This window comes from Bythopirellula sp., from assembly GCF_041737835.1.
Taxonomy (GTDB): Bacteria; Planctomycetota; Planctomycetia; order Pirellulales; family Lacipirellulaceae; genus Bythopirellula.
In genome coordinates, this window is sequence record NZ_JBGSQY010000053.1 from 40,192 (window position 1) to 52,854 (window position 12,663).

The 12,663-nt window shown below is 54.1% G+C and carries 11 protein-coding genes; 2 read left to right on the forward strand and 9 right to left on the reverse strand.

From position 1 onward, the window contains the following. Positions 1-24: 24 nt before the first annotated feature. The 5 genes from AC6T8Q_RS16905 to AC6T8Q_RS16925 form a co-directional block, all read right to left on the reverse strand. On the reverse strand, positions 25-396 hold the full coding sequence (locus AC6T8Q_RS16905) for a four helix bundle protein (RefSeq protein WP_500680208.1): 372 nt from the start codon (positions 394-396) through the stop codon (positions 25-27). A gap of 151 nt (positions 397-547) precedes the next feature. Then, positions 548-799, reverse strand: a complete 252-nt coding sequence (gene rpmA, locus AC6T8Q_RS16910; protein WP_496923101.1) for a 50S ribosomal protein L27 — start codon at positions 797-799, stop codon at positions 548-550. Positions 800-883: 84 nt separating this feature from the next. Beyond that, positions 884-1,882: a hypothetical protein gene (locus AC6T8Q_RS16915; protein ID WP_500680209.1), complete on the reverse strand. Its 999-nt coding sequence runs from the start codon at positions 1,880-1,882 to the stop codon at positions 884-886. A 172-nt stretch (positions 1,883-2,054) separates the two neighbouring features. Continuing rightward, positions 2,055-2,240 (reverse strand): type II toxin-antitoxin system HicA family toxin, encoded by a 186-nt coding sequence (locus AC6T8Q_RS16920; RefSeq protein ID WP_496920954.1) that lies wholly within the window; start codon positions 2,238-2,240, stop codon positions 2,055-2,057. Beyond that, positions 2,237-2,455, reverse strand: a complete 219-nt coding sequence (locus AC6T8Q_RS16925) for a type II toxin-antitoxin system HicB family antitoxin (protein ID WP_496920953.1) — start codon at positions 2,453-2,455, stop codon at positions 2,237-2,239. Before AC6T8Q_RS16925 ends, AC6T8Q_RS16920 begins: the two co-directional genes overlap by 4 nt. Positions 2,456-2,594: 139 nt before the next feature. On the opposite strand from AC6T8Q_RS16925, the gene recQ reads away from it, so the two are divergent. After that, complete coding sequence (gene recQ, locus AC6T8Q_RS16930) at positions 2,595-4,400, forward strand: DNA helicase RecQ (protein WP_500680210.1); 1,806 nt, start codon at positions 2,595-2,597, stop codon at positions 4,398-4,400. Between the two features lie 69 nt (positions 4,401-4,469). On the opposite strand, the gene AC6T8Q_RS16935 is transcribed toward recQ, so the two are convergent. Next, positions 4,470-5,384: a hypothetical protein gene (locus AC6T8Q_RS16935; RefSeq protein ID WP_500680211.1), complete on the reverse strand. Its 915-nt coding sequence runs from the start codon at positions 5,382-5,384 to the stop codon at positions 4,470-4,472. A gap of 173 nt (positions 5,385-5,557) precedes the next feature. Here AC6T8Q_RS16935 and AC6T8Q_RS16940 point away from each other — a divergent pair, with 173 nt between their 5' ends. Continuing rightward, positions 5,558-7,417 (forward strand): cation:proton antiporter, encoded by a 1,860-nt coding sequence (locus AC6T8Q_RS16940; RefSeq protein ID WP_500680212.1) that lies wholly within the window; start codon positions 5,558-5,560, stop codon positions 7,415-7,417. On the opposite strand, the gene AC6T8Q_RS16945 is transcribed toward AC6T8Q_RS16940, so the two are convergent. The 3 genes from AC6T8Q_RS16945 to AC6T8Q_RS16955 all read right to left on the reverse strand — a co-directional run bounded on the left by AC6T8Q_RS16945 (position 7,414) and on the right by AC6T8Q_RS16955 (position 12,619). Beyond that, positions 7,414-9,108 (reverse strand): cation:proton antiporter domain-containing protein, encoded by a 1,695-nt coding sequence (locus tag AC6T8Q_RS16945; RefSeq protein WP_500680213.1) that lies wholly within the window; start codon positions 9,106-9,108, stop codon positions 7,414-7,416. The genes AC6T8Q_RS16940 and AC6T8Q_RS16945 overlap by 4 nt on opposite strands. A 130-nt stretch (positions 9,109-9,238) precedes the next feature. Further along, on the reverse strand, positions 9,239-9,793 hold the full coding sequence (locus tag AC6T8Q_RS16950; protein WP_500680214.1) for a TlpA family protein disulfide reductase: 555 nt from the start codon (positions 9,791-9,793) through the stop codon (positions 9,239-9,241). Between the two features lie 54 nt (positions 9,794-9,847). Further along, entirely contained in the window at positions 9,848-12,619 is a 2,772-nt protein-coding gene (locus AC6T8Q_RS16955; RefSeq protein WP_500680215.1) for a pentapeptide repeat-containing protein, read from the reverse strand. Positions 12,620-12,663: the final 44 nt, after the last annotated feature.

Here is a 12,663-nt window from a genome sequence, read left to right on the forward strand (position 1 = left end):
GGACGATAGGACTGAGGGACTCTATTAGGTTCGCTGTTTATCGTTTCGAACAGCCTTGATAAGCCCATGCATTGCGGCAAAAGTTCGTGTGATTTGTTCTTGTAATTCTAAGTATCTTTGTTCCGAGATATAGCCTAGATCCTTGGATAGGAACAGAAAGTAGTCGACCTCGCTCAACGATCCGAGCGCAATCGTGAGAAACCTTAGATAATCGGCCTGAGAATCTCTGACTGCTCCTTCAGCAATATTAGCGGGGACACTAGCAGCTGCCCTCCGCAATTGGCTCGTTAACCCGTATCGCTCTATGTCCGGGAATTTGGCCGTGAGGCTATACACAACCAGAACAAATTCGTGACTGCGTTGCCATGCAACAATATTCTTGTAATTCCTCGCCATCGCTGAATACCCTCGAGATGTGCGAACAACTCCGTTGTACTAAATTCCTTCGTCCTATTGTCCTCTGGTCCAATTGTCCCATCGCCTCAATAAAAAAGGGATGCACCACCGGGGCGCATCCCTTGCTGTTTGTAAAAATCAATGGCCGTGATCAGCTTGCCAAGGGCAACACATTGATCCGACGACCTTCACGGTCGAACTTCACTTCGCCGTCGATCAGGGCGAACAGAGTAAAATCTTTACCCTGGCCGACACCCTTGCCGGGATGGAACTTGTTGCCCAGCTGACGCACGAGAATATTGCCGGCGATCACTTTTTCGCCGCCGAAACGCTTCACACCCCGACGCTGGCCGTTCGAATCACGACCGTTGCGGCTGGAGCCTTGTCCTTTTTTATGTGCCATGGCAGTAGAGAGAATTGCAGGTTGCGGCAACCGAAAATCCGAAGCACCACGCCTCGCTTTTGGGTCACTCAGAGCCTGTCGATTTTAGCGGTAAACCCACTGATAGGCAATGCCTTCGCGGACCCCGTAAACCCCCGCCATGCCCGGGGCCGAACCATAGCGAATTTCCGTCTCATTTTCCTTGTAGGAATCGCCTGGACGCCAGAAATTCAGCTGCAAAACCTTGCGGGTAAACGTACGACCCGTGCCGGGGGCAGCCCCCTTCGGAAAGTCCGCTGGGTCTTCCCAGTGGTAGGCATTGGTGAGCCCGCTCACATAAATGGCAAAGAAGTCCATCGCAGGATCAACATCTTCCCAAGTCGCCACGCCCCACAAGCCACCCACTCCGCGACCCTTTTCGGGTTCCAGAAGCTTATCGCTGATTTGCACATTATTAAGCAACTCACCCTTGGGAAGTTCGCGGCGCTTGATCGCCTCCACCGCCGTCGGCATGATGCGGTCCATATACGACTTGCGGATCGGATTCCCCTGCTGATCACGATCCAAACTCGTCAGCATGAACTGCGGAATAAAACGCTGCGGACCCAACGATTGCTCAACAGTCGTAAACGTGTCGTCGTCTTTCTGTTTGGGAACCAAGCCCGCGCCGGTGTTGCGCACGCGGTAGACCATGTACCACACGAGTTTGCGTTGCATCTTGCCCGAAGGTTGTGGAATATCAACTTCCATCATCCGTAGCGGCTTGAACGAAAATTCCAAGCACCATACATCGCGACGGAACTCGGTATCTTTGGCCATCTCAAACAGAGTGCGCGTATCAGACAGCAATTTCGGCGTACGTTCCAAATCCAACTGAGCACGCAATTCCACGACGTCGTGTTTGCTCACCGTGTCGGCGGGATCGAGCTGTGGAGGGATCGTGGTCAGCACGCCCGGCGCGAATTGAGGGCCCGTGTTCGCCACGTCGGCCGCTTGAGCGCGGACTTGTCCGCTAACGGCAAGACACACAAGGGCACAAGCCAAAACTCGCCGCAGGCAAAACCCAGCTCGCCATGAAATAAATGAAGTAGGAACGCCGCGCATGGAATCTCTGTTCGCTAAGGGATCGAAATCAGACGCCGCCCGTCCACGGCCGCCTATTTCCAGTATAAATGCCGCCCCCCACCCCAGCAAACTTTTCCCGTCGGGCGAGCGGGGGACGTAAGTCCCCTGCATTTGCCAACGACAGCCCGCAAAATCCATAAAACCGGCCCGACTATGGCTCCGGGATCTCCAGATCACGGCAGATCTTGCGTGCCAGATAGTCGTTGATTTCCCGATGGCGGGGAACCGCCGATGTCCGCTTACTCAGCGAATTCACATAAACGCTGTGATTGCCACCTTCCCGTAGGAGACGGCAATCGTGGGCTTCGAGATGCCGAATCAAATCCACTCGCTTCATGGCGCGGCCAACACAAAAGGTTCCTTAGTCACCTTTTGATCGCCCAAATCTTGCTCGGCCAACTCACGATTGGCTTCGAGTACCAGCGAAACGGCTTCCTGCAAATTCGCTCGTGCTTCCTCAAGAGTGGCACCCTGCGTATTCGCGCCAGGGAGTTCCTCGACGAACGCGATAAACCCCTCGGGCACGGACATGAAGACGGCTGTGAGTTCCATGGTATTCCTGCGCTCTTATGCGTAACCTCTTATAAATACTATTATGATTTCGCCTGCCGATGGGGGCAACCTAGTTCGGCAATCCTAACGATTGACTGTAAACTTAACTGCTGTTCCCCACTTGCCCTGCTAGCTTTTTATGACCTTCGCCCCTCAACTTCTGGCCACGATGCAGCGCTATTGGGGCTACGACTCCTTTCGCCCGCTGCAAGCCGAGGCCATGGAAGCGGTCATGGGCAATCACGATTCGCTGGTGGTGCTCCCCACCGGTGGTGGCAAGTCGCTCTGCTTTCAAGTGCCGGCCGTCTGTCGCGAGGGACTGACCCTCGTGGTCTCGCCCCTGATCTCGCTGATGAAAGATCAAGTCGACGCCTTGCGAACCTGCGGGATTCCCGCGGCAACGCTCAACAGCACGCTCACCCCCGCCGAACGTCGCAAGGTCGCCGAGCAAATTCGCTCGGGTGAATTGAAAATCGTCTACATCGCTCCCGAACGTCTGCTGGGTTCGCATTCGCTCGAATTCTTCCAAAGCGTTCCCCTCGAACTGATCGCCATCGACGAAGCCCATTGCATCAGCCAATGGGGTCACGATTTCCGACCCGAATATCGCGGGCTGGCGATTCTCAAGCAGGCCTTTCCCGGCGTAGGAGTTCACGCCTACACAGCCACCGCGGCCGAAGGCGTTCGCCAAGATATCGTTTCGCAACTGGGCTTACGCGAACCGCGAATTCTGGTCGGTTCCTTCGACCGTCCGAATTTGATTTATCAAGTGAAGCGCGCCTCCAAAAAGTTGGAGCAAATTTGCGAGCTCATCGACAAGCATCCCGGCGAAGCGGGAATTGTCTACTGCATCAGTCGTAAAGAAGTCGACCAAATGGCGGCCGATCTCAAAAAGCGCGGTTATCGCACGGCTCCCTACCACGCGGGTTTGGCCGATCTAGCGCGTCAGCGCAATCAAGAAGCTTTTCTCCAGGAACGCGTCGACATCATCGTGGCCACGGTCGCCTTCGGCATGGGGATCGACAAATCCAACGTCCGCTATGTCATTCATGCCGGCATGCCCAAGTCGCTGGAGCACTACGTGCAAGAAAGCGGACGCGCGGGCCGCGATGGCTTGCACGCCGATTGTCTGCTCATTCATAGCGGTCGCGACTACCAAGTCTGGCGGATGATCATCGAGAACAGCGAATCAGGGCCCAACGACGGAGCACTCGCCGCTCTCCAAGCGATGACACAATTCTGCAATGGCGTGGGCTGTCGTCATCAAGCACTTGTCGGGCACTTCGGCCAAACCTTGGACCGACAAAACTGCGGCGCCTGCGACGTCTGTCTCGGTGGTCTCGAACTCGTGGACGAACCACTCATCATCGCCCAGAAAATTGTCTCCTGCGTGGCCCGCTTACAAGGACGCTTCGGCATGGATTACACCGCCAAAGTCCTCGTTGGCTCACAAGAAGAACGCATTCTTCAGCTCGGGCACAATTCGCTCAGCACCTATGGCTTGCTCAAAGAGACGAGCGTCTCGGCCGTGCGCACCTGGATCGACCAACTTGTGAGCCAAGAATTTCTCGCCAAAGAAGGCGAATACAACACCCTGGGCATTACAGCGACGGGCCGAGAATTGCTCCGCGGGAATGCCACGCCGCAACTCACCAAATCGACGAAACGCGCGGCTTCATCTCGATCTTCGCGCGAGTCCTCTGACGCCGATTGGGAAGGCGTCGATCGCGAACTCTTCGAAGAACTACGCACGCTGAGAACGGCCATCGCCACCGAACGGGGTGTGCCACCCTATCTCGTTTTCGGCGACGCAGCCCTCCGCGACATGGCCCGCATCAAACCCACCAACACAGCCGACTTTCTTGAAGTCCGCGGCGTCGGTCAGCAAAAACAGCGCGACTTCGGCGATGCCTTTGTCGAAGCCATTCGACAATATTGTTCCTAGCCTTAAACGCCAACGCCCTTGGGTTGCAACCCAAGGGCGTTATTCATTTATGTTACGGACAACACAAAATCACGTTGTGTTTTCGTCGGCCGGTTTCTCCTCTTCCGATTCCCCAGCAGGACGCTGCGGCCGCGGTGGTACACCGCGATCTGGCCGTCCCCGTCCTGGTCGACCCTCGATTCCAGGCCCACGCGGTCCCGGTCCACCGGCACCAAAGCGGTCGCGCATTTCACGCATCCGTTCGGTCAACGCTTGAAACTCTTCGCGACTGAGTTGATCGTCGCCATTCTCATCGAATCGATCAAAAATTCGATTCGGATCCGGACCACCCCAGCCTCCCGGGCCACCGGCACCTTCAGGCCCACGAGGTCCTCGTCCTTCTGGTCCACGTGGTCCTCTCGGTGGACCCGCCTCACCACCGCGCGGTGGTCCCGGAGGTCCATCAATCTGATTTTGCAGCGGTGGACGACGGCTGAACTCGCGATCTCCCGGTGGTGGCCCAGGACGATCGTCCCCATCGGGACGAGGCGGGCGATCAGGCCGACCTTCCCGCGGCGGGCGTGGTCCACGCGGCCCACGAGTTTCTTCGGTCAATTTCATAAACTCATCGCGGCTGAGTTGGCCATCTTGATCCGCATCAAACCGATCAAACAATTCATTCGGGTCAGGAGGCGCGGGCCGACCTTCGCCACGCCCCTGTCCCTCTCCGCGGCCTCGTCCCCCACCTTGTCCTTCTCCCCGTCCCGGTCCACGGCCTTGACCCTCTCCACGGCCACGACCACCACGACGTTCGCGCATCGTTTCACGCGCAGTTTGCCGTTCTTCGTCATTCAATTCCCCGTCGCCATCAGCGTCAAATTCTTCAATCATTTTCGCGCGCATTTCGCCGTCGCGCTTCGGTCGTTCTGCATCGTCTTGTGCCCACGCGTTGGCGGTGAGCAACATCGGCAAAGCGATTGCCAAAAATAACATGGCCCGTTTCATGGAAATACCTCCTCGTTGTTGATTCCCGCCACCATCGAAATTCTGAGAAGCCGGCGGCGGAAAATGTTCTGCCTCAATGAATTCAACTCCGCGACTGCCCCACAGTTTCGCGAAATTCCACCCACGCTGAAATTCCGTCTGCTATCGCGTCGTTCGGCATATTCTTGCAGAATGTGGCTTCCACCCGCGACTTTTGCCAACAAACATCGGCCATGAACTATCCGCTCTATCTCGCCGGCATCTTGGCCTTAGGAATTGCCGTCCAATGGCTTTCCTGGCGACTGCGCTTGCCGAGCATCGTGCTGCTGCTCGTGTCGGGGTTTGTGCTGGGCCGAATTTCACCTCAAGAGCCGGGCCCCAACCAGCAACTTTTTTTCGCGGTCGTGTCACTCTCCGTGGGCATCATCCTCTTCGAAGGGGGGCTGAATCTCGATTTCCGCGAAATCAAAGGGGTCCGCGGCGTTGTCTTCCGCTTGGTCAGCGTCGGCTTGGTGATCACGTGGCTCTTGACCGCCTGCTTCGCCCATTACGTCGCTGGCTTCTCAACCCAAATGTCGATTCTGCTCGGCGCGTTGCTCACCGTGAGTGGCCCCACGGTCATCATGCCGCTCTTGAATCATGTCCAGCCTGAAAAACGCATCGGTTCGCTCATTAAGTGGGAGGGGATCGTCAACGATCCGATCGGTGCCGTCCTCGCGGCCTTGGTATTCGAAATCATCTTGCATCACAGCGGAGGCAATATCGTCAGCGAATCGGCCTATCGACTCAGCCTGACCCTCCTCACCGCCATCCTGCTCAGCGCGATCAGCGCGTTTGTCTTGTTGCAAATGTTGCGTCGCTATTGGATTCCCGACTCGCTGCAAAACCCGGTGGTGCTAGCGCTCGTCGTATTTGTGTTCGCGCTTTCCAATCAACTCAACAGCGAATCGGGGCTCGTCACGATCACGTTGCTGGGAATCATTCTGGCGAATCAACGCACCGTCCCCATTCGCCATATCATCGAGTTCAAAGAAAACTTGCGCACGCTGTTGATTTCAACGCTCTTCATCGTGCTCGCTTCACGGTTGGAATTCGATGCGAAAGCCATGACGATGCTTGGCTGGCGAAGTTTGGCCTTCGTCGCTTTGTTGATTCTCGTTGTTCGACCCGTCGCGGTCTTTTTCTCAACCGTCGGCAGCCCGCTGAACTGGAACGAGCGGATTTGCCTCGCTTGGATTCACCCCCGCGGCATCGTGGCCGCCGCAGTGAGTTCGTTGTTTGCCTTGGAAATCGTCAACGTACTCGGCGAGAATGATCCCCTCGCCATGGAATCGAATCGTTTTGTGCTCACGACGTTTCTGGTGATTGTCGGCACGGTCACGGTCTATGGCATGAGCCTCGCACCACTTGCGCGACGGCTCGGCCTTGCCCGCCAAGATCCCCAAGGCATTCTCTTCGCGGGGGCCTCGCAAGCGGTCCGCGAAATCGCCTCCGCCATTCGCAAAGAAGGTTACAACGTGATGTTGGTCGATACCAATCCGCGCAACATTTCCAGCGCGCGCCTCGCCGGACTGCCGGTGAACCTGGCGAGCATCGGCAGCGAATTCGTCCGCGAGACGATCGATCTCTCGGGGATTGGCCGACTGCTGGCGATGACTCCCAACGACGAAGTGAACACGCTGGCCGCCATCAGCTTGGCGGAACGCTTTGGCCGCTCGGACGTCTATCAGCTTGCCAAGCACGATTCTTCCTCCGTGCGAAGTGAACGTGCCGCCACTTATCGTCGGGGACGCATCCTGTTTGATAAACCCACAACCTTCGACCAACTCGAAGAACGAATCGAAGCGGGTCAGCAAGTGAAAGTCACCACGCTCAGCGCCGATTTCACTTTCGACGACTTTCGCAATCGCTACGGCGACACGGCGCTCGTGATGTTTCGCATCGAGGAGAAACACCGTCTCGTTGTCGCGACCACGGACGTCGAAACACCACCACGCGCCGGGCACAAGATTATCGCGCTCGTGGATCCACCCCCGATGACAGCGACCGCCTAACGCGAATCCAAGACTTTGAACTTCGCCAACAGTTCCGTGAAGTTCTTGCTCAGCAACACATATTGCAACGACTCGGGATTGCGAAACATCTTGGCGATATTCGCCGACAATCCCAATTGCACGCTCGGATCGTCGCGGGGCGTGAGCAGCAAAAAGATCACGTGCGCCAGTTGGCCGTCGGGGGCATCAAAATTAATCCCCGGCTCAGAGATTCCCACGGCCACGATGGCTTCTTTCAATCCCGAAATTCTCGCATGCGGAATTGCCACGCCGTTGCCGATGCCCGTGGCCGCGATCTCTTCCCGCTGCCAAGCCAAGTCTTCGACGGCTTCAATGTCGAGATCGTAATACTGATGTGCCAAGGCGGCCAATTCGTGAATCGCTTCACGACTCGAAGTCGCCCGCATGTCTTGCTGAAATAGCTTGGGCGATAGCACTCGCTGCAACTTATGAGGTTGCTTCTGACGCAAGACCCACCGCATCAAGGGTCCACTCATCGCGCTGGTGACAATCGCCATCACCACCAGTGCCACGAACAATCGTTGACGAATCACCCCCGCTTCGAGGGCCAGCAAGCCCAACACAATCTCCATCGCCCCGCGAGCATTCATAGCGAAGCCCACGGCCCAAGCCTGGCGCGAAGGCATTCCCCCCCACCGCGCGCCAACCACCGCGCCTGCGAGTTTGCCCACGCACGCCAACACCAGCAACAAAACAACCAACGAGAGATCAAACCGCGTGACGAAATTCACCCGCAAACCGATGCTGGCAAAAAACACGGGCGCGAAAATGAACGACACAAACTCTTCGAGCATCACCCGCGTCCGTTCGTGCAAATGATCCGACGCCCCCACGGCCACGCCGACGATGAACGAACCGAAGATCGCATGGATGCCGATGAACTCCGTGAACGCCGCGCCGAACAACCCCAGCGTCACGATGAATCCCAACACCCCGGCGGGCCAATGGGTGTAAGCCTGTAGCACCGGCAAAGTCCAATGCACAAACGATCGTCCCACGGTCAGCACTAGCCCAGCGAAGAGAAGTGTCAGCGTAATTGTCGCGACGATGCTCAGCCCCGTGCCATGCGACCCGATCATGCCCAGGATGATGGCAAACAGCGTGAAGCCAATCAGGTCGTTGAAGATCGCCGCGCTGACGACCACCATCCCCAAATCGGTGCGGTACAGATTCAAGTCCATCAGCGTCTTGGCAATCACCGGCAGCGCCGAAATCGACATCGCCGTGGCCAGGAACAACGCGAAAATCAGCGGATCGCCGCCGGGGGGTCGTCCCAACATATCAGGAATCACCCACGCCCCGATCAGTCCCAACAGAAACGGCACGAGCGTCCCCAGCACCCCCACCTTCATCGCCGACCGGCCTTGCTCCCATACCGTCGACAGATCGACTTCCAATCCGGCGACCAACAAGAACAGCACAATCGCCAGCGTGCTGATCCCGTGCAGCACAATCGAGTTGGGGCCATCCGAGGGGAACAGAATCGCTTGCCATTCGGGCGAAATCTGCCCAAACACCGTGGGGCCCAGAATCACACCGGCGAGCAACTCGCCCAACACCGCGGGCTGATGCAACACACGAGCCAACTCGCCCAACAGCCGCGCCATGCCGATCAACAGCCCCAGCGACAACAGCATTACCGTCAGCTGGCTGGCTTCAAGATTATGCACGGCGGGATCTCAGCGGAAGGGGAAACAGGTTTCTGAGCTGAGAACGAGTCTAAAACACGAGCCGTGAACGGACAACCGCACATGTCCCCTCTCCCTCCGGGAGAGGGCTAGGGTGAGGGCTATACATCGCTTACTTCGACGGCTTCCCAGTCGACTCATTTAGCTTCGCCGTGAAATCCTCGACGGCCATCCGGTCGGAGTTGCTCTTGCCGACGTAACGAAACAGTTCGTTACCCTTCCCATCCAACGCGATGAGCGCGGGGTAATGCACGGTCTGACCGTGAAACTTATAGCCGTCGGGAATCTTGAACTCCTCAGCCAGCTTGGCATCAGGATCGCGGTAAACCTGGGGCAGATTCTTCAGGTCGTTCTTGTCGAGATTCTCGGCCCACGACTTGATCTCCGCTTCGCTGTCCGGTTTGAGAAACACATGCACGACCTCAGGATTCTGCTCGGCCAAAACAGAGTAGTCGTGAGTATATCGGAGGCAAAACGGGCATTCCGTCTTCAACAAAAAATGCAGGACGACGACTTTGCCTCGATGCTTGGAAAGCTGAAACGTCGAATCATCGGTTGCCGACTTGACCGTGAAATCGTCCGCCGCGACAGCGAGCGACGTAAGAGTGCAAGTCAACAACGCACCGCAAACGATGCCGACGAAACCACGTTGAATGATGTTGGTCATGATGCTGCAAACTCCAGAGCCAAGAACGAAAAACTACTGTCGACATCTATCACATTACTGATATCTATGTTTCCGACAATACGCGACTGTGATAAATCCGATTGCCCACAAAGTCAAAGCTGCCGGCTCGGGTATAGCAACAAACTCTCCTAATGTTGTCAATTTATCACCGTAATTAGCTTTCCATGCGGTCAGAGAACCAACACTTGGATTACGCTGCCAAGCCATCAAGTCACGACCATCGACATCGCCATCTCCATCAAAATCGCCAGGCAAACCCGGGACACCAATCAACGTGACTTCACCCGTAGTGTAAAGATTTGCTGCGTCCCAAATATATCGACCCAAACTTTCAAACATTCCCGTAGGAGAAACACCAGACCAGTCAAAGAGATCAAATGTGCGTCCAATTTGGCTCGTTATGTTTACATCTTCAGCAAAGTCGAGTTCTAAAACGCCACCAAGCATCACAGATATACCAGATTCAAAAGAGATAGTTGAATTCCATTCATCGGCTTCAAAGCGAAATCCTAAGACGCTCGTCGAGTCCATCTTCATTTCATCTTGAACTGAAACCGGAATTGGCAACGAAGTTGTTGAATAGCGAGGATTGGCATCGTGATCACGAACTAACAAGACACCACTATTTGTAAGATCCAGCGTGAGGATTGTACCGTTGCTTCTGATCAGATTTTTAACAACTGCGTTCTGAAGTTGCGCGCCTTGACTTCCACGTATATCAGCAGCGGTGAAGTTCGCGCCGGTAAGTGTCGAGTGATTAAAAAATACGTGTGCTAAATTCTGTCCAGAAAAATCCCAACCACTGAGGTTATTTAATCCCAGACTCATTAATGGCATTTCTTTTGCTTGATACGACGCCGTCGCGTAAATCTGAGCAGCCGTGAGCGAAGGGGTTACCCCATCAAACGCTGCCCCGACAATAATCGCATTCTGAAAAACGGCCCCAGTCAGCGTCGAGCCACCCAAACTGGCGCCAGCAAGATTCACGCCAGTAAAATCCCAGCCGCTCAAGTTGTTACCTGAGAGATCGATTCCCGAGAGATCGCCGACTTGATAAGAATGTGTCGCGTAAAGTTGTGAGCTGGTGAAGCCCTTAGTGGTTGCTCTGTTAAAATGTGCACCGCGAATCAGGGCGTTAGAAAAAACAGCCCCTCCAAGTTGTGCATTGCTAAAGTCAGTCTGCTCAAGAATCGCATCACTCATATCAGCATTAGTAAGGTTGGCATACGCCAAATCGGTGAGCGTAAGGTCGGCTTTATTTAAATCTGCATCGATCAAATTTGCGTATCGCAGATCAGCACCTGTTAGATTTGCCCCGTCGAGCTGTGCACTGGAAAGATTTGCTCTATAAAAATATGAATCTCTCAGATTTTGTTCGCTGAAATTCCATCCTTGTAAATCATTACCATTGCCCAGATGAATTCCTTCTAGATTCTTGTTTTGATAACTGTCTGTTGAATAGAGTTGGGCCGAAGTAAATCCTAAAGATGTCGTCGCTGAAAATTGAACACCGCGGACGATTGCTCCCGTGAAATCTGCGTTCGTAAGATTGGCGGTCATGTATGATCCAGTTAGGTCTTGATTAGAAAAATCCCAACCACTCAAATCATTTCCACTTAGCCAAGTTTGTTTGAGATCATGATTCTTATAGCTCGCCGTTGAGTACAATTGAGCTGCAGTAAACCCAGTATTGGTTACGGCCGTCAGTCTTGCACCTTCAATGACGGCGTCAGTGAAATCAACCATCCCCAATGCTGCTCCCTCGAAATAAGTCCGCGACAGTATCGAATTTCGCAAATCTGCGCCTGCTAAATTCGCATTGCGTAGATCAGCGTCAACTACCGAGGCGTATCTGAGATTCGCATTGGCTAGATTTGCCTCTCGGAGTTTCGCGGTCATGAGATTCGCGGATGCAAAATTGGCGGACGTGAGATTGGCATTAGCAAGATTAGTACCGACAAGTGTGGCATTCGAAAAGTTTGCATCTGATGCTGTTATTCCATTAAAGGCTGCGTTAGTTAAATTTTGTCCTGCAAAATTCCATCCACTAGCATTATTTCCACTAAGCTTAACTCCCGATAAATTGCCTTCCACATAGCTAGCAGTCGAGTAGAGTTGTGTTGCTGTTAAGGCTTGGCCCGCCGTCTGAGAAAAGTCAGCATATCGAATGTTGGCCCCTGCAAATGTCGCATTCGTGAAAATTGCCTGCGTAAATTTAGCTTCCGATAGATTCGCATTATTAAAATTCGCACCTGATAAATTCGTCCACCGAAAATCGGCCTTAAACAAATTGGCTTCTTGAAAAGACGCACCTACCATTGCTGCATTGACTCCATTCACGTAAGAGAGATTTGCGGCAGCAAAATTTGTATTACTTGCAGTCACTTTCTCTAGTTTGGTCATATAAAGGTTCGCGGACGTAAAATCTGCGTCTGTAATATTTGCCTCTGTTAAATTTGCACCTGTAAACGTCGCATTGATCAGTGCTGCATTCGACAACAATGCACCTGAAAGATTGGCGTAACTAAAATCGGCTTCAGATAGCACTCCATAATAAAACGAAGTATTCTGCAGATTCTCACCAATAAAAAAGCCCTTTGTTAAATTAAGTTCATCCAAATCTGCGCCGGCTATTGCATTTACACCGGCTCCATCGATTGCTAATGCCGCACTTTGCTGTTTGCCTTGGCTTGGATCAGATGGATTCACATACTCCCACTGAAAAATATCGGCGAACCCTAGCGTGCCAACACACAAACTAAAACAGATCGAAACAGCGCTAATACAGAATAAACGTTTAAGCATGGCAAGAAATACGCTAAAAGATGGGATAAACTAGCACTTTCATT

Coding starts and splice junctions, on each gene's coding strand:
- AC6T8Q_RS16905 (WP_500680208.1), bottom strand. CDS start 396: ATGGCGAGGAATTACAAGAATATTGTTGCATGGCAACGCAGTCACGAA.
- rpmA (WP_496923101.1), bottom strand. CDS start 799: ATGGCACATAAAAAAGGACAAGGCTCCAGCCGCAACGGTCGTGATTCG.
- AC6T8Q_RS16915 (WP_500680209.1), bottom strand. CDS start 1,882: ATGCGCGGCGTTCCTACTTCATTTATTTCATGGCGAGCTGGGTTTTGC.
- AC6T8Q_RS16920 (WP_496920954.1), bottom strand. CDS start 2,240: ATGAAGCGAGTGGATTTGATTCGGCATCTCGAAGCCCACGATTGCCGT.
- AC6T8Q_RS16925 (WP_496920953.1), bottom strand. CDS start 2,455: ATGGAACTCACAGCCGTCTTCATGTCCGTGCCCGAGGGGTTTATCGCG.
- recQ (WP_500680210.1), top strand. CDS start 2,595: ATGACCTTCGCCCCTCAACTTCTGGCCACGATGCAGCGCTATTGGGGC.
- AC6T8Q_RS16935 (WP_500680211.1), bottom strand. CDS start 5,384: ATGAAACGGGCCATGTTATTTTTGGCAATCGCTTTGCCGATGTTGCTC.
- AC6T8Q_RS16950 (WP_500680214.1), bottom strand. CDS start 9,793: ATGACCAACATCATTCAACGTGGTTTCGTCGGCATCGTTTGCGGTGCG.
- AC6T8Q_RS16955 (WP_500680215.1), bottom strand. CDS start 12,619: ATGCTTAAACGTTTATTCTGTATTAGCGCTGTTTCGATCTGTTTTAGT.